Genomic DNA, 16,950 nt, shown 5'->3' with positions numbered 1-16,950 from the left:
GCCAGTTCGGGCTTGTTCTTCTTCTCGCCCACGTTCAGGCGGCAGTTCTCCAGCATGACCAGTTCGCCGGGGGCGACGGCGAAGTCGCCATCGACCCAGTGGGCCACCACGGGGATGGTGCGGCCCATGAGCTGGCCCATGCGCGCGGCCACCGGGGCCAGCGAGTCTTCAGGCTTGAACTCGCCTTCGGTGGGGCGGCCCAGGTGGCTGGTGACCATCACGGCGGCGCCGGCGTCCAGCGCCATCTGGATGGCGGGGATGCTGGCGCGGATGCGGGTGTCTTCGGTGATCTCGCCGGCATCGTTTTGCGGCACGTTCAGGTCGGCGCGGATGAAGACGCGTTGGCCCTTGGCTTTGCCTTGGGCGCAGAGATCGGAGAAGCGGATGAATTGCATGGCGGTTTCCGGTGGCGGTGGACAAGGGCCTGACAGCGCACGCCGCCAGGCCAAACCGGAAGATTGTAGGGAAGGCGGTGCACGCCGCCCGCGCGCGCCGTGCGAGCCTGTCAGCCTGGAGCGGGTCGCGCCATCACCCAGTCGCCCCCGCGCAAGGACATGGCCCGGCAGGCGAGCCAGCCGCTCACAAGAGCCACCCCGGCACCGGCCAGCACATCGAACGGGAAGTGCAGGCCCAGGGCCACACGGCTCCAGGCCACCAGGGCGGCCAGCGCCAGCGGGAGCCAGCGCCAGACCGTGTGCGGCAGGCGGCGCCACAGCGCAAACCCCGCGGCCAGCGCAACGCTGGCGTGGCTGCTGGGAAAGCTCGGCGTGGCCCGGTGCTCCAGCCACTGCTGTCCGATGCCCAGCACGAAGGGCCGCGGCGTGGGCCAGGCCGACGACCAGCCGCGCGAGACCAGCCAGGCCAGCAGCATGGCCAGGAACGCCACCACCAGGGCGCGGCGCAGCCGGGCGTCGGGCCAACACGAGGCCGCGACCATGCCCGCCACCAGGACGATGGGCAAGACGGTGGACGAGGCCCTCGCCAGCCCCAGCAGAACGGCGGGCGCCAGGGCTCCCAGGTTGATCCAGTGGAACAGTTGCAGGTTCAGGTCGGTCATGGTGCCGGCATGCTGTGGCCGGCACATGATCCCAACCTTATGTGGCGCCCCGGTGAAAACCCGGACAGCCCGATCGCCCGGGGGTCAGAGCGCGCACATCACGACGTCGGCCTTGCCGACGCCGCATTCCGGGCAGCGCCAGCCTTCGGGCACGTCGGCCCAGCGGGTGCCGGGCGCGATCCCGCTGTCGGGGTCACCAGTGGCTTCGTCGTAGATGAAGCCGCACACCACACACATCCAGGTGTTCATGAGGTTCTCCTGTGCTGGATAGAGCGGCTCAGTCGTCGCGGTCGCTGCCCTGGACCAGTGCACTGCCGCTGCCGCTGCCACTGCCCAGCCCGGGCACCAGACCGCGCGGCGAGTCCTGCCACTGCCAGGCGCCGAAGGCCAGCACCGCCAGCAGCAGCAGGGCCGCCAGCCAGGCGTGGTTGTGCCGCACCGGGCTGGGCCCGCTGCCGGGCACACGGCCGGTGAGCATGGGCAGGGCCTGGTTCTGGCGCCGCAGCACGCTCAGCAGTGCGATCAGGGCCAGGTGGGCCAGCACCACGAACAGGAAGGCATTGCCAAAGAGTTCGTGTGTCTCTTCCAGCCAGTCGCCGCCGAGCACATCGCCCCAGTCGTTGTAGGTGGCGTAGCCGCTGAGGGTGAGCGGCAGCACCAGCGCCAGCATCAGCACCACGGCCAGGGCCATGGCCAGGTTCTGGCCCTGGCGCCAGTTGAAGTTGCTGCCCGATCGCAGCGAACGCAGCCAGGCCGGTGCGGCGCCCAGCTTGCGCCAGAGCAGGCCCAGGCCCGCCTGGCGCGGGCCCAGCAGGCCGTAGAGCACGCGGAACACCAGCAGGCCGGCGAAGCTGTAGCCCAGCGTGACGTGCAGCAGGCGCCAGTGCTCGCTCTCGGCGGTGAGGTAGGCGCCCACGAAGCTCAGGGCGAACAGCCAGTGGAACATGCGCGTGGGCGCGTCGGTGACCCGGCGGCTGGGCGCCGGCACGGCGGCGGCGCTCGGGGCGCGGGGGTCGAGGGAGGGTGCGGTGTGCATGGTGGATCTCCGTTGCAGGTTCAGTCGCGCCAGGCCCAGCGCTGGCGCAGCGTCATGCCCGCGGGCATGCGCAGGTTGTGTTCGTCGAACTGGCCCTTGTCGGCGCCGGTGTGGCAGGCCGCGCAGTTGGCCGCGCTCTTGACGCTGGGCAGCTTCCAGACCGACGGCTCCACCTCGTCGTGCTTGCGCACGAACCAGGCCGAGCGGGTGATGCGGTCCTGCGGCGGCTCTTCGGTCACGCGCTTGTAGGTGCCGGCGTTGGCCTGCAGCCAGCCGCCGATTTGCTTGACCGTGGCGGCGTCGAGCGAGGCGTCGGTGCCGTAGTGCTGGTCCAGCCCGGTCATGATGCGTTGCCAGGAGCGCGCCGGCAGCAGGCTGGGCGGGTAGGCGGTGTGGCAGGCCGCGCATTCGGCCGTGTAGGCCGGCGGCACCACGGCGGGCATGGCACGGCCGCCGTCGGCCAGGGCGTTGCCCAGGGTGACCAGACCAGCGGCGAGCAGCACCAGGCGGGGGATCAGAGGGGTGTTCATGGCGGGCATCTCCGGCTTCATTTCAGGCTGCCCAGGTAGGCCAGCACGTCGGCCTTTTCACCGGCGCTGCACTCGCGGGCGAGCACGTCCTTGCAGTTGCGGCGGAACCACTTGTCGACCTTGGCGGTGTCGGTGAAGGCCTTGGGGTTGAAGGCCGGCGCCATGGGGGCGATGGGCTTGCCGGTGCTGGCGTGTTTGCCTTCGGCCGTGGGCGGCGTGCCGTGGCACGAGGCACACGACCATTCACCGCCATGTTTCGTGTTGAAGAAGGTCTGGCCGCGCGCGGCGTTGCCCGGCGTGCCGGCCTGGGCGCTCCACTGGGCCAACTGGGCGGCGGGCGAGGTGTCGGCCGCGTGCGCGGTGCTGGCCAGCAGCGTGGCGGCCAGGCTGATCAGCAGCAGGCCGGCGACAAAGCGGGTGGCGGGGGTGGTGGTGTTCATGGGGATCGTCCTCAGGAGGTGGCTGAAACGGTGGGAAAAGAGCCGGTGTGCAGCGGTTGGGAGAGATTGTTGAAAACCGCGCTTGAACCGTGTCTGAAGGCGCTGTTCATCTGCGGTTCAGCTTCAGGCACAGGCCAGTACGGACCGGTGGGCGCTGCTGGCCGGGCGGGCAGACTGGCGCGCCGGCCGCACCCGGGCCAGCACGCGGCAGGCGGTCTCGGGTGCGGCGTCCACCAGAGCGGCGATGTCGCGCAGCGCCGGCAGGTCGGGTTCGGCGGCATCGCCGCGCGCACCGCCCACCGCCTGGCGCACCAGGTCCAGCAGGTGGCGGATGCGCTGCTCCACGCTGCCCGAGCGCAGGGCCAGCAGGTGGTCGGCCCACTGGCGCTGCTGGTGCACCACGCGGGTGAGCAGGTCGTGGCTGCCTCGCGCCGGCAGGGCGGGCAGCGCCTGCAGGCGGCTGGGGATCAGCGCGGTGTTCCGGGTGTCGGGCGGCAGGCCGCACAGGGCCTCGATGTTCAGCCAGTCGCCGGGCAGCGCCAGGCGCCAGGAACCCGGGCTGTGGACGAGCAGCAGGCCGCGCTCGACGCGCCAGGCCAGCCCGGCATCGGGCGTGGCGTCCATCACCTGACCGCGCTCCAGCAGACGTTCCACAGTGACTCCCCTTGATGACATGTTCGACTCCTTGGTGGTGAGGGCCCAGCTGCTCGGGCACCGGACCACCATGCTGCGCCGCCACACCTGTACGCCGGCTGAAGGGCGCGTTCATCTGCCGTTCAGCCTGCGCCGGCACAATCGCGCCATGCCCCACACCGCACCCACCCGGCACCTGCACCGCCCGCGGCGCACCGCCCGCGCCACACTGGCCGCCGCGCTGCTGCTGGGTGCGCTGGGCTGGCCGGCCTGGGCCAGCGACCGCGACCACGAACGTGCCCGCCAGGCGGTGCAGGACGGGCAGGTGCTGCCACTGCGCACGGTGCTCGAACGCCTGGAACGCGAGCAGCCCGGGCAGGTGCTGGAAGTCGAACTCGAACAGGACGACGGCGTGTGGATCTACGAAGTGAAGCTGCTGCGCACCGGTGGCCAGCTGGTCAAGCTCAAGCTCGACGCGCGCACCGCGGCGCTGCTGGAAAGCAAGGCGCGGCCGTCCAGCCGCTGAACGGAAGTCCCATGCGCATCCTGCTGGTCGAAGACGAACCCACCTTGCGCGCGCAGCTGCGCACCGCCCTGGCAGAGGCCGGCTACGCGGTGGACGAGGCCGACAACGGCCGCGACGCGCACTTTCTGGGCGACACCGAAGCGTTCGACGCGGCGGTGCTCGACCTGGGCCTGCCGGTGCTCGACGGCCTCTCGGTGCTCAAGCGCTGGCGCGACGCCGGGCGCACGGTGCCGGTGCTGATATTGACGGCGCGCGACAACTGGAGCGAGAAGGTGGCCGGCATCGACGCCGGCGCCGACGACTACCTGACCAAACCCTTCCACATGGAAGAGCTGCTGGCGCGGCTGCGCGGCCTGATCCGCCGGGCCAACGGGCAGGCCTCGCCGGTGCTGCAGTGCGGCGAGCTGGCCCTGGACACGCGCAGCGGCCGCGTCACCCTGGCCGGCCAGCCGGTCACGCTCACCAGCCACGAATTCAAGGTGCTGGACTACCTGATGCACCGTCCCGGCGCGGTGGTCTCGCGCACCGAGCTGACCGAACACATCTACGCGCAGGACCACGACCGCGACTCCAACACCATCGAGGTGTTCGTGGGCCGGCTGCGCAAGAAGCTGCCCGCCGAACTGATCGAGACCGTGCGGGGCCTGGGCTACCGGCTGGTGGCGCCGTGACCACGCGCCCCGGCACGCAGGCCGCGGCTGCGGGCTGGCGCTGGCCGGGTTCGCTGCGCCTGCGCTTGCTGGGCGCCACCCTGGTCACGCTGGCGCTGGCGCTGACGGGCGCACACGGCTGGCTCAGCGGCCTGTTCCGCGACCACGTGCTGCGCCAGTTCGACGCCACCCTGGTGCTGCAGCTGGACCAGCTGACCGCGCGGCTGGAGTTCGACGCCCAGGGCCAGCCGGTGATCGACCCGCGCCGCCTGTCCGACCCGCGGCTGGAGAAGCCCTATTCGGGCCTGTACTGGCAGCTTGACCAGGTCAGCGCCGACGGCCAGACGCGCCGCGGCGTGCTGCGCTCGCGCTCGCTGTGGGACGCGCAACTGGCGCTGGACCCCGACCCGCTGGCCGACGGTGGCCTGCACACGCACGACAGCACCGGCCCGCAGGGCGACGCGCTGCGCATCGTCGAGCGCTCGCTGCAGGTGCCCGAGCAGCCGCAGGCGCGCTGGCGCCTGATGGTGGCGGCCGACACGCGCGCGGCGCTGGCCGCGGCGGACGACTTCAACGGCGTGCTGGCCGCGTCGCTGGCGGGCCTGGGCGTGCTGCTGGCGCTGGCCGCGCTGGCCCAGGTGGCCGTGGGCCTGTCACCGCTCAAAGGCATGCAGCGCGCGCTGCAGCAGGTGCGCGAGGGCCGCACGGCGCGGCTGCAAGGCCGCTTCCCGACGGAGGTGCAGCCGCTGATCGACGACTTCAACGGCGTGCTCGACCGCAACGCCGAGGTGGTGGAGCGCGCGCGCACGCAGGCGGGCAACCTGGCGCACGCGCTCAAGACGCCGCTGGCCGTGCTGGGCAACGCCGCGGCGCAGGCGCCGCAGAGCGGGCTGGCGCCGCTGGTGGCCGAGCAGGTGCAGGTGGCGCAGCGCCACATCCACTGGCACCTGGCGCGCGCCCGCGTGGCCGCGTCGCAGGGCTTGCCCGGTCAGCGCACGCCGCTGGCGCCCTTGCTGGCCGGCCTGCTGCGGGTGATGGACAAGCTGCACGCCGGGCGCGGGCTGGACCTGTCGACGGGTGAACAGACCGCCGATGCCGCCTTTGCCGGCGAAGAGCAGGACCTGCAGGAAATGCTGGGCAACCTGCTGGACAACGCCTGCCGCAGCGCCCGCGGCGCGGTGCGCGTGAGCGCGCGGCACGAGGGCCGGCAACTGCAGATCACGGTGGACGACGACGGCCCCGGCATCGCGCCCGAGCAGCGCGCCGCGGTGCTGCAGCGAGGTGTGCGGCTGGACGAATCCACGCCCGGCAGCGGCCTGGGCCTGGCCATCGTGGTGGAACTGGCGCAGCTCTATGGCGGCGCGCTGACGCTGGACACCAGCGACCTGGGCGGTCTGAGCGCCCGCCTGTCGCTGCCGGCCGCGGTCTGACAAATCAATCGCTGGTTCAGCGCCCGGCGCAGGGCGCGTACAGGTCCAGCGCCGGGTCGTGCACCGCGGTCTTCACGTCCATCAGCCCCAGCACCGAATGGAACACGTTGTCGTGTGACAGCGGCTTGGCCGCCTGCTCGCGCAGGCAGTCGGCCTTGACGCCGCTGCGCTGCTGCAGGCCAGCGGACAGCCAGGTTACCATGGGCACGCGGGTCTGCTGCTCGGGCGCGAACGCGTACGGCACGCCGTGCAGGTACAGGCCCTTTTCGCCCAGCGACTCGCCGTGGTCCGAGAAGTACAGCAGGCCGGTGTCGTAGGTGCCCTGGTCGGCCTGTTTCTGCAGCCACTGCAGGGTCTGGCCCAGGAAGTGGTCGGTGTAGGCGATGGTGTTGTCGTAGGCGTTGAGCAGCTGCTCCGGCGGGCATTCGGACAGGGTGTTGCTGGTGCACTCGGGCATGAAGACCTTGCGCGCGGCCGGCGTGCGCTTGAAGTAGGCCGGGCCGTGGCTGCCCATCTGGTGCAGCACCAGCACCACGCCGCGCGCGCGGCGCTGCGGGTCCAGCGCGGCGATGCGCTCGTCCAGGCCGTGCAGCATGGCTTCGTCGAAACATTCGCCGCCCTCGCACAGCTCGGGCAGCTTCAGCTCGCGCGTGCTGGCGTTGGGCACGCGGTCGCACACGCCTTTGCAGCCGGACTGGTTGTCCAGCCACAGCACGGCCAGGCCGGCGCGCTGCAGCACGTCCAGCAGGTTCTGGTGCTCGGCGGTCTGGTCGCCGCCCTGCTCGCGCGTGAGCGGCGAGAAGATGCAGGGCACCGAGACCTGGGTGTTGGTGCCGCAGGAGTGCACGTCGGGGAAGTTGACCAGGCCCTTGGCCTGCCACTGCGCCAGCACGGGCGTGTTGGGGCGGGCGTAGCCGTTGAGGCCCCAGTTCTGCGCGCGCGCGGTTTCACCCACCACCACCACCAGCAAGGGCGGGCGCGGCTGCTGCGCGTAGCGGGCACCCAGCTGTGCGTCTTCGCCCACCGGCTGGAGGGCGCGGACCTGCCTGGGCAGCTGGTCGGCGGCCAGGCGGGTGGCGGCGTACACGCTGTTGAGCGGGTTGATCATGTAGCGCAGCGGCTTGTGGTTGCGCATCAGCGAGGCCAGGCCCTGGTAGCCCGCCAGGGCGACGGCCACGGCCACGACCAGACCGGACACGCCGCCCAGCAGGTTGCGGCCGGTCTGCGGCAGCCAGCGGCCCCAGGTGACCGGGCGGCGCCAGATCCACCACAGCGGCGGGCCGGCCACCAGCAGCACCGTGCCCAGCAGACGCAGCGACAGCAGGTCGCGCACCTCGCGCGCATCGGTCTGGGCGACGTTGGCCAGCATGGTGGGGTCGATCACCACGCCGTACTGCCACATGAAGTGGGTGTTGAAGGCCGAGACCAGCACCAGCACCGTGACCAGTGGCCGGAACACGCGCGGCCAGGCCAGCAGCGACAGCAGCGCGGCCGTCGCACCGAACACCAGCCCGCCCATGACCAGCAGCAAGGTGGCGCGCTGTGCCGGCTGGGTGGCGATGTCGGCGATGCGCTGCCACAGGGGCAGGTTGCCCACCACGGCCAGCCACAGGGCCAGCCACCAGACGCCGTGCACCGGCCGGCGCCCGGCGGCCGGCGAGGGGTGGGCAGGGGAACGTCGGGTGCCGGTTTTCGCGTAGAGAAAGGACATGCAGAGGTCTTGGTCAGTGGCCTGCACGGCGCCGGGATGGCGCTGCGCAAGCGGTCAATGGGCCGGGGGAGGTCAGTCGCTCCAGCGCAGGGTGAAACAGGTGGTCATGGGCGGTTGCCCGGTGTCGCGCACCAGCTGGCCGCCCATTTGTTCGGCCATGCGCTCGACCAGGCGCAGCCCCAGGCCCAGGCCGTGGGTGTCGGCGGCGCGGACGGCCGGCGCATCGGCGCGCTGTCCGTCGTCGCTGACGGACACACCGCAAGCGCGCGCATCTTGCCAGACCTCGACCGCCACCTGGGTGCCGGGCGGCGTGTGGCGCAGCGCGTTGGCGATCAGGTTGCGCAGCGCCAGCTCCAGCAGCATGGGGCTCACACGCACCGTGACCGGCGCTTCAGGCTGCACCAGCGACAGCTCGTGGCCGCTGTCGTGGGCCTGCTGGGCGTGCGCCGCGATCAGCCCGGCCGCGACCTCGCCCAGCGCCGTGGGCACCGGCGCGCTGGCGCCGCCGCTGCGCTGGGCCCGCGCCAGGTCCAGCAGCTGCGCCAGGATGCGGCCGGCGCGCAGCGCTTCCTGTTCCAGCCGCTGCAGGTGCTCGGGCGTGGGCTCGGTCTGTGCGGCGCGCGCCTGCAGCGCGATGGCCGAGAGCGGCGTGCGCAGCTCGTGCGCCACGTCGGACGCGAACTCCCGTTCGCGCTGGGCGCGGGTCTGCAGCGTGTCGACCAGGGTGTTGATCGCGGTGACGGTGCTGGAGAACTCGCGAAAACGCTGCCGGTCGTCCAGCCGCTGGCCGTGGGCCGTGTCCAGCGCCGCCACCTCGCGCGAGAGGTGTTCCAGCGGGCGCAGGCCGCGGCGGATGGTCCACCACAGCACCAGCGCGATCAGGGGCAGCAGCAGCAGCGCGGGCCGCGCCACGTGTTCGGCCACATCGCGGCCCAGGTCGTAGCGCTGCGCCATGTCCATCAGCACCGCCACGCGGCGCGTCTGGCCGCCAGTGCGGTCTTCGGCCACGTACATGCGCCACTCGCTGCGCCCCTGGGGGCCCCGATAGGCCTGTTGCGACAGGCCCGGCGCAGGCGCCGATGCCCAGCCCAGCCCGGTGGCCATGCCGTGCGTGTCGGCGACCAGACGGTCGTCCACCCACTGCAGCACGGCCAGGTCCTGCACATAGGCTTTCACCCGGCGGCGGTCCAGCGGTTCGGAGGGCGACGGCACGGGCCCGGGTTCGGCCACCAGCCACAGGCGCGCGACGGCCATCAGCTGCCCGTCGGTGATCTCTTCGGCCTCATGGTGACCGGTGTACCAGGCCACCGCCACCAGCGTCAGCCAGACCACCAGCAGGGCGCCCAGCGTCCAGTTCCAGAGGTGGCGCCAGAGCTCACGCTGCGCGCGCACCAGCGGAATGGCGGGTGCCCCCGCAGGATGCCCCTCCGTGGGAGCCTCCGCGGGGCGTTCACCCGTCGGACCGGCCGGGCGTGCGCTCATGTGCGGGCCGGCACCGGCGGCGTGGCGTCGTCGCGCGGGATGAAGTAGCCCACGCCGCGCACGGTCTTGATCAGCGACTCGCCCAGCTTGCGCCGCAGGTGGTGCACGTGCACTTCGATGGCATTGCTCTCCAGCGCCTCGCCAAAACCGTACAGCGCCGACTCCAGCCGCGACTTGGACAGCACCTGCGGCCGCGCCTGCAGCAGCGTCAGCAGCAGGGCGAACTCACGCCCGCCCAGGCTGACTGGCTGGCCCGCCAGCTCCACGCTGCGGGTGGCCGGGTCCAGCACCAGGTGGCCGTGTTCGATGACTGGCTTGCTGCGCCCGGCGGCGCGCCGCAGCATGGCGCGCAGGCGGGCCAGCAGCTCGTTGGCGTCGAAGGGTTTGACGATGTAGTCGTCCGCCCCGCCGTCCAGCCCGGTGATGCAGTCGTTCACGCCGTCGCGCGCGGTCATGATCAGCACCGGCATGTCCTTGTGCGGCATGGACGTGCCGCCCGCGCTGCGCTGGCCCAGGCCGCGCAGGCGCGCCAGCAGGTCCAGGCCATCGCCATCGGGCAGGCCCAGGTCCAGCAGCACGGCGTCGAACGGCTCCACGCACAACGACGCCCACGCCGCCGCGAGCGTGCCGCACGCGTCCACCGCATAACCGGCCTGCCGCAGCGAAGCCGTCAGGCCGCTGGCGATGCCCGCATCGTCTTCCACCACCAAAATACGCATGTCAGTCTCCGGGCAGCGCCCACCGTGTCAATGCCTTTGCATTATCTGGAATGCGCTTAAGGCTTTCTTAACCTGCAACACCGAAACTCCGCCCCCATGCCGCCACCCGCCACCGCCACGTCCTCCGCTGCCGCCGCCCCGGTGTCCAGCGGGTCCATCCCCCTGGCCCGCTGGTGGCTGATCGCCCTGGGCCTGACCCTGCTGTGGGACTGGATGGGCGTCGACCTGGCGGTGATGCAGCTCATCGGCGGCCCGCAGGGTTTTGCGCTGCGCGACCAGTGGCTGCTCTCGCGCGTGCTGCACGACGCGGTGCGGCAGGCCGCCGTGCTGTTTTATCTGCTGATCTGGGTCTGGGCCGTCTGGCCGGTGCGCTGGCAGCGCGGCCCGGCGGCGCTGTGGACGCTGCCGCGGCGCGAGCGCGTGACCGTCGCAGTGCTGATCGCGCTGAGCCTGCTGGCGGTGAACCTGATCAAGAACGCCAGCCAGACCAGCTGCCCATGGGACCTGAACGCCTTTGGCGGCCCGGCGCAGTACGTGTCGCACTGGACCCTGGGCGTGAGCGACGGCGGCAGCGGCCGCTGCTTCCCGGGCGGTCACGCCTCCAGCGCCTATGCCTTCCTGGGCCTGTGCCTGCCGTGGCTGATGCCCGCGGCCGGCCGCTCACGCGCCCCGGCCGCGGGCTGGCGCTGGCTGGGCTTTTTGCTGGTGGCCGGCGCGGTGGCCGGCGCGGTGCAGACCGTGCGCGGCGCCCACTACCCCAGCCACACGCTGTGGACGCTGGTGATCTGCGCGGGCGTGTCGCTGGCCGGCTGGCGCATTGCCCAGCGCTGGGTCAGGTAGGAAAACACCCCCGCCGCGCTGCGCCGGAGCGTAAAGACCCAGGGTTTCGGCGCCGGGCCGCCCCAAGCCGAAACAGCCCCCACGGGGGGCAGCGACCCGCGCAGCGGCGGAGCGTGGGGGCCCAATGCCTTACCAGCCCAGGCCGATATGCAGCGGTAGGTAGACCGCCATGCCGGCCACGATGGTGCCCAGCACGCTGCGCTGCCAGAAGAACCAGGCCACGCCCGCCGCCGCAGCGAACAGGCGGGCGTCCATCCAGGTCTGCACCAGCACGCCCTGGGTGGTCACCACCTCGGGGATCACAACGGCGGACAGGGCAGCGATGGGTGCGTACTGCAGGCCACGCTGCGCCCAGTGCGGCAGCGTCCAGGGCTTGCTGGAGATGAAGAAGAAGCCGCGCGTGACCACGGTGACCACGCCCAGCAGCACGAAGGTCAGCAGGTTCCAGGGATCGAGTTCAAGCATGACCGGCCCCTGGATCGTGGCGGAACGGCGGCGTTTTCTCCAGCAGCAGGCACAGCGCCACCGCGCAGGCAATGGCCGTCAGGATGTTGAGCTTGAGCGGCAGCGCCCAGGCCGCCACCGCCGCCGCACCGGCCACACCGGCCGAGACGATGCGCAGCGGCGACGAGGCCAGCGAACTGAGCACGCCCAGCAGCGCCAGGATGCCAGCAAAGCCCAGCCCCCACGCGGTGGGGATGGCATTGGCCAGCGCCACGCCGGCCACGCTGGCCGTCATCCAGGCCAGGTAGTTCACCGCGCAGTTGCCCATCAGGTAAGCCTGCTGGCGCGCCAGCTCGTCGGCGCTCTGGCCCGGGTGCGGGAAGCGGCGCGCGAAGAACACATAGCTCAGGTCGCCCGTGACGTAGCCGGTGACCATGCGCTGCCAGCGAGGCAGGTGCATCAGGTAGGGCCGCAGGTGGGCCGAGAACACGACGAAGCGCAGGTTCACGCAGAAAGCCGCGGCCAGGATCACCCACAGCGGCGCGCCCGCGGCGATCATGGGCACCGCGGCCAGCTGCGCGCTGCCGGCGTAGACGATCAGCGTCATGAGCAGGGCTTCGAGCGCCGACAGCCCGGACTGGACCATGGCCACGCCGGTCATCAAGCCCCAGGCGGCGATGCCCATGGCGACCGACGCCTGGTCGCGGATGCCCTCCCAAAACTCGGCGTGGCGGCGGTGGTGGGACTGGTAGAACATCAGGCCACCGGTGCGTCGAACACTTGGCCGGGCGCAATGGCAAACCCGCGCAGGAAGTCGGCGACCGGCAGGCGCTTGCCGCCGGCGCGCTGCAGCTCGGTCAGCACCAGCACACCGTCGCCGGTCGCCACGCGGATGCCGTGTCCGTCGGCCGCCAGCACCTGACCAGGTCGGGCGCCGGCCGCACCGGCCGCGTCGGCATGGGCCGACCAGACTTTGACCGCCTCGCCGTCCATCGCGCTGCCCGCGCCCGGGAAGGGGTTGAAGGCGCGCACACGGCGCTCCAGCACCGCGGCGGGCAACGACCAGTCGATGGCCGCTTCGGCCTTCTCGATCTTGTGCGCGTAGGTCACGCCGTCGGTCGGCTGCGGCACCGGCTTCAGGCCGCCGCAGGCCGCGATTTCCAGCGCCTCGACGATCATCCGGCCGCCCAGGGTGGCCAGCCGGTCGTGCAGACTGCCCGTGGTGTCGGTGGCTCCAATCGGCAGGCGCTCGACCAGCAGCATGTCGCCGGTGTCCAGCCCGGCGTCCATCTGCATGATGGTCACGCCGGTTTCCGCGTCACCGGCCTCGATGGCACGGTGGATGGGCGCAGCGCCGCGCCAGCGCGGCAGCAGCGAGGCGTGGATGTTCAAGCAGCCGAGACCCCGTGCCCCCACGCTTCCCGCTTCGCGTGGTGCGCTGCCCCCCAAGGGGGCGTGGCCGTCTTGGGGCGGCCCGGCGTCGGCCATGGCGCCGAGCACCCATTGCGGCAGGATCAGCCCGTAGGCGGCGACCACCATCGCGTCGGCCCGCGCGGCCACGATGGCGTCGCGCGCCGCCGCGGCGTCATCGGGGTACCTGCCATCGAGCCGCAGGCTGCGGGGCTGCGACACCGCGATGCCGTGGTCCAGCGCGAACTGTTTGACGGGCGAAGCCTGCAGCTTCATGCCACGGCCGGCCGGCCGGTCGGGCTGGGTCAGTACCAGCGGGATCTCGAAACCCGCGGCGTGCAGCCGCTCCAGCGCCACACGGGCGAATTCCGGCGTGCCGGCGAAGATGATGCGCATAGAAAGTAGGGTGTCTGGCGAGATCGGTCGGGCGCCGCGGCCCCGGGCCACTGCCGTCCGGTGTGGCTCAACGTCGGGCGTCGCGCTCGGCCTTGACCAGCTTGGTCTTGATACGGCCCTGCTTGAGCGGTGAGAGGTATTCGACGAACACCTTGCCCATTAAATGGTCCATCTCGTGCTGGATGCACACCGCCAGCATGCCCTCGGCGTCGATCACGCGGCTCTGGCCTTCGCCATCGAGCGCGCGCACCTTCACGGCGATGGAACGCTCCACACCGTCGTAGATGCCGGGCACCGAAAGGCAGCCCTCTTCACCCTTGCGTTTCTCAGGGCTGGACCATTCGATTTCGGGGTTGATCAGCACCATGGGCTGGTCGCGCGTTTCGCTGACGTCGATCACGATGAGGCGTTCGTGCACGTCCACCTGCGTGGCGGCCAGGCCAATGCCGCTGGCGTCGTACATGGTGGCGAACATGCGGGCGATCAGGTCGCGGATGCGCGCGTCCACCGCCGCGACGGGCTGGGCCACGGTGTGCAGGCGCGGGTCGGGGTAACGCAGGATGGGCAAAGGCTGGGGCGGGTTCATGGGCGGAGAAACGCGGAAAAACGCCAGCCGGCCGCCCCCGGGGGATGGGCGGCGCAGGCTGTGCGGCGGGCTGACGGGTTTGTCGCTATTTTCGCCACTTTTGCGCACGCGCGGGCGTACCGCCGGCCATAAACATTGCCTAATCAAGGGGTTGGGCGCAAAATCAAATGCGAATTGTCAAGACAAAAAGCGCGCCCGCGCCCTGCTTTGGCCCCTGGCGGGCGGCACCGGGGCGGAAGCGCTCGCCGGGACCCACACATGCCATTGAACCGCCGCCCGTCCGTCCTCCTCCGCCCCCTGGCGGGTGCCACCGCCGCGCTGGCCCTGCTGGCCACCGGCAGCACCTGGGCGCAGAACTTCCCCATCACACCGGGCCAGCGGACCACCGCCGAGCAGGTTGCCCAGGCGGGTGTGCCCTTGTCCGAACTGGCGCCCAACGCGCCCGACAGCTACACCATCAAGCGCGGCGACACGCTGTGGGCGATTTCCAGCCTGTTCCTCAAGAGCCCGTGGCGCTGGCCCGAGCTGTGGGGCATGAACCTGCAGGCGATCCGCAACCCGCACCTGATCTACCCCGGACAGACCCTGTACCTGCACAAGTCCGATGGTCGTGCCACCCTGTCCACCGTGCCGCCGGGTGCGGCGGCCGACAGCGGCGGCACCATCAAGGTCTCGCCCCGCACGCGCTACGACAGCCTGTCCGACACGGCCATCCCGCCGGTCAACCTGCAGGCCATCGAAGCCTTCCTGACCGAAGCCCTGATCGTGGACGAAGCCACGTTCTCGCAGGCGCCGCGCATCGTCGCCGCGCCCGAGAACCGGGTGCTGCTGACCAAAGGCGACCGCGCCTATGCCCGTGGCCAGTACGGCAGCAGCCCCAGCGGCACCGCCCTGGGCAGCGCCGGCCAGCCCAACGACTTCCGGGTGTTCCGCAACGCCGTCCCGCTCAAGGACCCGACCACCGGCGAAGTGCTCGGTTACGAGGCGCAGTACCTGGGCAAGGCGACGCTGCAGCGCGGCGAAAGCCTGGTGAGCAGCCCCGGCGCCGACGGCAAGTCGCAGACCGAGATCGTGCCGGCCACCCTCGACATCGTGGCCGCCAAGGAAGAAATGCGCGTCGGCGACCGGCTGTTGCCCGAGCCCCCGCGCGACTTCTCGTACTACGTGCCCAGCGCACCGGCCAGCGCCCTGAGTGGCCAGATCGTCTCGGTCTACGGCAACGGCGTCACCTACGCCGGCCAGAACCAGGTGATCACCATCAACCGGGGCACCGTCCACGGCGTGCAGCGCGGCCATGTGCTGGCCCTGATGCGCGACGCCAACCTGGTGGCCGACAAGACCGATGAAGCGCGTCCGATGCTGCGCCTGCCTGGCGAACGCAACGGCCTGGTGATGGTGTTCCGCACCTTCGACAAGCTGTCCTACGCGCTGGTGCTGCAAGTCGCTGATGGCGCCAAGGTGGGTGACCGCTTCACCAACCCCTGAACGGCCCGCCGCCATGGGCCCGGACGAGCGCACCGCCTGGCTGCGGCTGCTGTTGACTGACGGCGTCGGCAACGAGACCGCGCGCAAGCTGCTGACCGCCTTTGGTTCGCCCGAAGCGGTGTGGCAACAGGACTTCAGCGCCCTCAAGGCCGTGACCAGCGCCCGCGTGGCCGAGGCGATGGCCAACCCGCCGGCTGAGCTGCCGCAGGCGCTGGAGCGGCTCGATGCCTGGTTGGCCGAGGGCGACGACCGCCATGTGCTGACACTGGGCGATCCGCGCTACCCGGCCGAACTGCTGCAAACCCAGGACCCACCCCTGCTGCTCTATGTGCGGGGCCAGCTGGGCGCTTTGCAGCACGCGCTGCGGCTGGCCATCGTCGGCAGCCGCAACCCCACGCCACAAGGCGCCCTCAACGCGCGCCAGTTCGCGCACGCGCTCGGCCAGGCCGGTGTGTGTGTGGTCTCAGGGCTGGCGCTGGGGGTGGATGGCGCGGCGCACGAGGGCGCACTGGAAGCCGGTGCACCGACCATTGCTGTCGTCGGCACCGGGCTGGACCGTGTCTACCCCAGCCGCCACCGTGACTTGGCGCACCGTATCGCGGCCCAGGGGGCCCTGGTGAGCGAATACCCCCTGGGCACGCCGCCGCTATCGCCCAACTTTCCCAAGCGCAACCGCATCATCGCCGGCCTGTCACAAGGCACGCTGGTGGTCGAGGCGGCGCTGCAATCGGGCTCGCTCATCACCGCGCGCCAGGCCGCCGAGCAGGGGCGCGAGGTGTTCGCCATCCCGGGTTCCATTCATTCACCGCAGGCCCGCGGTTGCCACGCGCTGATCCGGCAAGGCGCGAAACTGGTGGAATCCGCGCAGGACATTCTCGAAGAGCTGCGCGTCCCCGACCCGTTTGCACAACCGCGCTCGCCCGCACCAGAACCGGCCGCCGAAGACAGCCTGCTGGCCGTGATGGGTTTCGACCCGGTGAGCCTGGACACGCTGCAAGCCCGCTGCGGCCTGGACACCGCCACGCTGCAGGCCCGCCTGCTCGAACTCGAACTGGACGGCCACCTCGGCCGCCTGCCTGGGGGACTGCTGCAACGCATCGGGCAAAGCTGAAACGAAGCAACGCGACTCGGCACGCATCCGGCGCGAGGGATTTCTGATCGAGAACACGGCGGAACCGGCTCTGCCGGGCTGCTCGTGTGGCCCCCTTGAGGGGGTGACGCGCCGCAGGCGCGGCGCGGGGGTGTTCAAGACCCGGGGTGAACTAAGTCAACAAACGCTCTGGGTTGGCATCCAGCTTGGCCAGCGCAGCGCGCGTGGCGCGCACGGTGAGCGCCTCGTCTTCGCTGGGCACCAGAAGACCAGCCTGCAGATAGGCCGCCACACGGTTGGCCTGGACCAGGAAGCACCGCCCGCCGTTGGTGACGAACAGGTAGAGCTGCCCGCGCTGGCTGCGCCAGGCCAGCTGCACGCTGTTGAGCTTGCCGTTGTGGTCCAGACCGAACCAGGAACCGATCTGCAGCTCCACCGCCCAGGCGCGCATGGCCTCGTTGGGCTGGCTGCCCCCGTGGCGGATC

The 16,950-nt window shown here is 71.3% G+C and carries 21 protein-coding genes; 6 read left to right on the top strand and 15 right to left on the bottom strand.

The genetic code is table 11. The features are described from left to right. The 7 genes from pgk to ACR2JA_RS04395 all read right to left on the bottom strand — a co-directional run. A partial coding sequence (pgk, locus tag ACR2JA_RS04425; protein ID WP_434007907.1) for a phosphoglycerate kinase occupies positions 1–395 on the bottom strand: 395 nt, incomplete at its 3' end. 110 nt (positions 396–505) lie between these two features. Then, on the bottom strand, positions 506–1,057 hold the full coding sequence (locus ACR2JA_RS04420; protein WP_434007906.1) for a phosphatase PAP2 family protein: 552 nt from the start codon (positions 1,055–1,057) through the stop codon (positions 506–508). An 84-nt stretch (positions 1,058–1,141) separates the two neighbouring features. Next, positions 1,142–1,306, bottom strand: coding sequence for a rubredoxin (locus ACR2JA_RS04415; protein ID WP_434007905.1), 165 nt, complete (start codon positions 1,304–1,306; stop codon positions 1,142–1,144). Between the two features lie 28 nt (positions 1,307–1,334). After that, positions 1,335–2,093, bottom strand: coding sequence for a cytochrome b/b6 domain-containing protein (locus ACR2JA_RS04410; RefSeq protein WP_434007904.1), 759 nt, complete (start codon positions 2,091–2,093; stop codon positions 1,335–1,337). Between the two features lie 20 nt (positions 2,094–2,113). After that, positions 2,114–2,623: a diheme cytochrome c gene (locus ACR2JA_RS04405; RefSeq protein WP_434007903.1), complete on the bottom strand. Its 510-nt coding sequence runs from the start codon at positions 2,621–2,623 to the stop codon at positions 2,114–2,116. A gap of 17 nt (positions 2,624–2,640) precedes the next feature. Continuing rightward, on the bottom strand, positions 2,641–3,063 hold the full coding sequence (locus ACR2JA_RS04400) for a DUF1924 domain-containing protein (RefSeq protein ID WP_434007902.1): 423 nt from the start codon (positions 3,061–3,063) through the stop codon (positions 2,641–2,643). A 123-nt stretch (positions 3,064–3,186) separates the two neighbouring features. Then, positions 3,187–3,738: a hypothetical protein gene (locus ACR2JA_RS04395; RefSeq protein ID WP_434007901.1), complete on the bottom strand. Its 552-nt coding sequence runs from the start codon at positions 3,736–3,738 to the stop codon at positions 3,187–3,189. Between the two features lie 127 nt (positions 3,739–3,865). On the opposite strand from ACR2JA_RS04395, the gene ACR2JA_RS04390 reads away from it, so the two are divergent. The 3 genes from ACR2JA_RS04390 to ACR2JA_RS04380 are packed head-to-tail and all read left to right on the top strand — an operon-like array spanning position 3,866 to position 6,302. Continuing rightward, positions 3,866–4,222, top strand: a complete 357-nt coding sequence (locus ACR2JA_RS04390) for a PepSY domain-containing protein (RefSeq protein ID WP_434007900.1) — start codon at positions 3,866–3,868, stop codon at positions 4,220–4,222. Between the two features lie 11 nt (positions 4,223–4,233). Next, positions 4,234–4,893 carry a response regulator transcription factor gene (locus ACR2JA_RS04385; protein WP_434007899.1) on the top strand — a complete coding sequence of 220 codons (660 nt, stop codon included), beginning with the start codon at positions 4,234–4,236 and terminating at the stop codon, positions 4,891–4,893. Further along, on the top strand, positions 4,890–6,302 hold the full coding sequence (locus ACR2JA_RS04380) for an ATP-binding protein (protein ID WP_434007898.1): 1,413 nt from the start codon (positions 4,890–4,892) through the stop codon (positions 6,300–6,302). The genes ACR2JA_RS04385 and ACR2JA_RS04380 overlap by 4 nt, the downstream gene beginning before the upstream one ends. 16 nt (positions 6,303–6,318) lie before the next feature. On the opposite strand, the gene ACR2JA_RS04375 is transcribed toward ACR2JA_RS04380, so the two are convergent. The 3 genes from ACR2JA_RS04375 to ACR2JA_RS04365 all read right to left on the bottom strand — a co-directional run bounded on the left by ACR2JA_RS04375 (position 6,319) and on the right by ACR2JA_RS04365 (position 10,214). After that, positions 6,319–8,013, bottom strand: a complete 1,695-nt coding sequence (locus ACR2JA_RS04375; RefSeq protein ID WP_434007897.1) for a phosphoethanolamine transferase — start codon at positions 8,011–8,013, stop codon at positions 6,319–6,321. 72 nt (positions 8,014–8,085) lie between these two features. Continuing rightward, complete coding sequence (locus tag ACR2JA_RS04370) at positions 8,086–9,495, bottom strand: sensor histidine kinase (RefSeq protein ID WP_434007896.1); 1,410 nt, start codon at positions 9,493–9,495, stop codon at positions 8,086–8,088. Beyond that, complete coding sequence (locus ACR2JA_RS04365) at positions 9,492–10,214, bottom strand: response regulator (RefSeq protein ID WP_434007895.1); 723 nt, start codon at positions 10,212–10,214, stop codon at positions 9,492–9,494. The genes ACR2JA_RS04370 and ACR2JA_RS04365 overlap by 4 nt, the downstream gene beginning before the upstream one ends. A gap of 96 nt (positions 10,215–10,310) precedes the next feature. Here ACR2JA_RS04365 and ACR2JA_RS04360 point away from each other — a divergent pair, with 96 nt between their 5' ends. Continuing rightward, positions 10,311–11,054 (top strand): phosphatase PAP2 family protein, encoded by a 744-nt coding sequence (locus ACR2JA_RS04360; RefSeq protein WP_434007894.1) that lies wholly within the window; start codon positions 10,311–10,313, stop codon positions 11,052–11,054. A gap of 129 nt (positions 11,055–11,183) precedes the next feature. On the opposite strand, the gene ACR2JA_RS04355 is transcribed toward ACR2JA_RS04360, so the two are convergent. From ACR2JA_RS04355 to def, 4 genes are all read right to left on the bottom strand, one after another. Then, positions 11,184–11,519 carry an AzlD domain-containing protein gene (locus tag ACR2JA_RS04355; protein ID WP_434007893.1) on the bottom strand — a complete coding sequence of 112 codons (336 nt, stop codon included), beginning with the start codon at positions 11,517–11,519 and terminating at the stop codon, positions 11,184–11,186. Further along, positions 11,512–12,255, bottom strand: coding sequence for an AzlC family ABC transporter permease (locus tag ACR2JA_RS04350; protein ID WP_434007892.1), 744 nt, complete (start codon positions 12,253–12,255; stop codon positions 11,512–11,514). The genes ACR2JA_RS04355 and ACR2JA_RS04350 overlap by 8 nt, the downstream gene beginning before the upstream one ends. Next, positions 12,255–13,304 carry a methionyl-tRNA formyltransferase gene (locus tag ACR2JA_RS04345; protein ID WP_434007891.1) on the bottom strand — a complete coding sequence of 350 codons (1,050 nt, stop codon included), beginning with the start codon at positions 13,302–13,304 and terminating at the stop codon, positions 12,255–12,257. The genes ACR2JA_RS04350 and ACR2JA_RS04345 overlap by 1 nt, the downstream gene beginning before the upstream one ends. A gap of 67 nt (positions 13,305–13,371) precedes the next feature. Continuing rightward, complete coding sequence (gene def / locus ACR2JA_RS04340) at positions 13,372–13,890, bottom strand: peptide deformylase (RefSeq protein ID WP_434007890.1); 519 nt, start codon at positions 13,888–13,890, stop codon at positions 13,372–13,374. A gap of 258 nt (positions 13,891–14,148) precedes the next feature. Between def and ACR2JA_RS04335 the strand changes: the two genes are divergently transcribed. Both ACR2JA_RS04335 and dprA read left to right on the top strand, forming a co-directional pair. Then, the gene (locus tag ACR2JA_RS04335) at positions 14,149–15,375 is read left to right on the top strand and encodes a LysM peptidoglycan-binding domain-containing protein (protein WP_434007889.1); all 1,227 of its coding nucleotides are present in this window, start codon (positions 14,149–14,151) and stop codon (positions 15,373–15,375) included. 13 nt (positions 15,376–15,388) lie between these two features. Further along, positions 15,389–16,486, top strand: a complete 1,098-nt coding sequence (dprA, locus tag ACR2JA_RS04330; RefSeq protein ID WP_434007888.1) for a DNA-processing protein DprA — start codon at positions 15,389–15,391, stop codon at positions 16,484–16,486. A gap of 151 nt (positions 16,487–16,637) precedes the next feature. Here the strand turns inward: dprA and ACR2JA_RS04325 are convergent. Then, on the bottom strand, positions 16,638–16,950 hold a 313-nt coding region (locus ACR2JA_RS04325), incomplete at its 5' end, for a DUF1631 family protein (protein WP_434007887.1).

The sequence above is a fragment of the Hydrogenophaga sp. genome, from assembly GCF_051007235.1.
Taxonomy (GTDB): domain Bacteria; phylum Pseudomonadota; class Gammaproteobacteria; order Burkholderiales; family Burkholderiaceae_C; genus Hydrogenophaga.
Note: the sequence above shows the minus strand (reverse complement) of the source record. Positions and strands in the feature narration are given on the sequence as shown.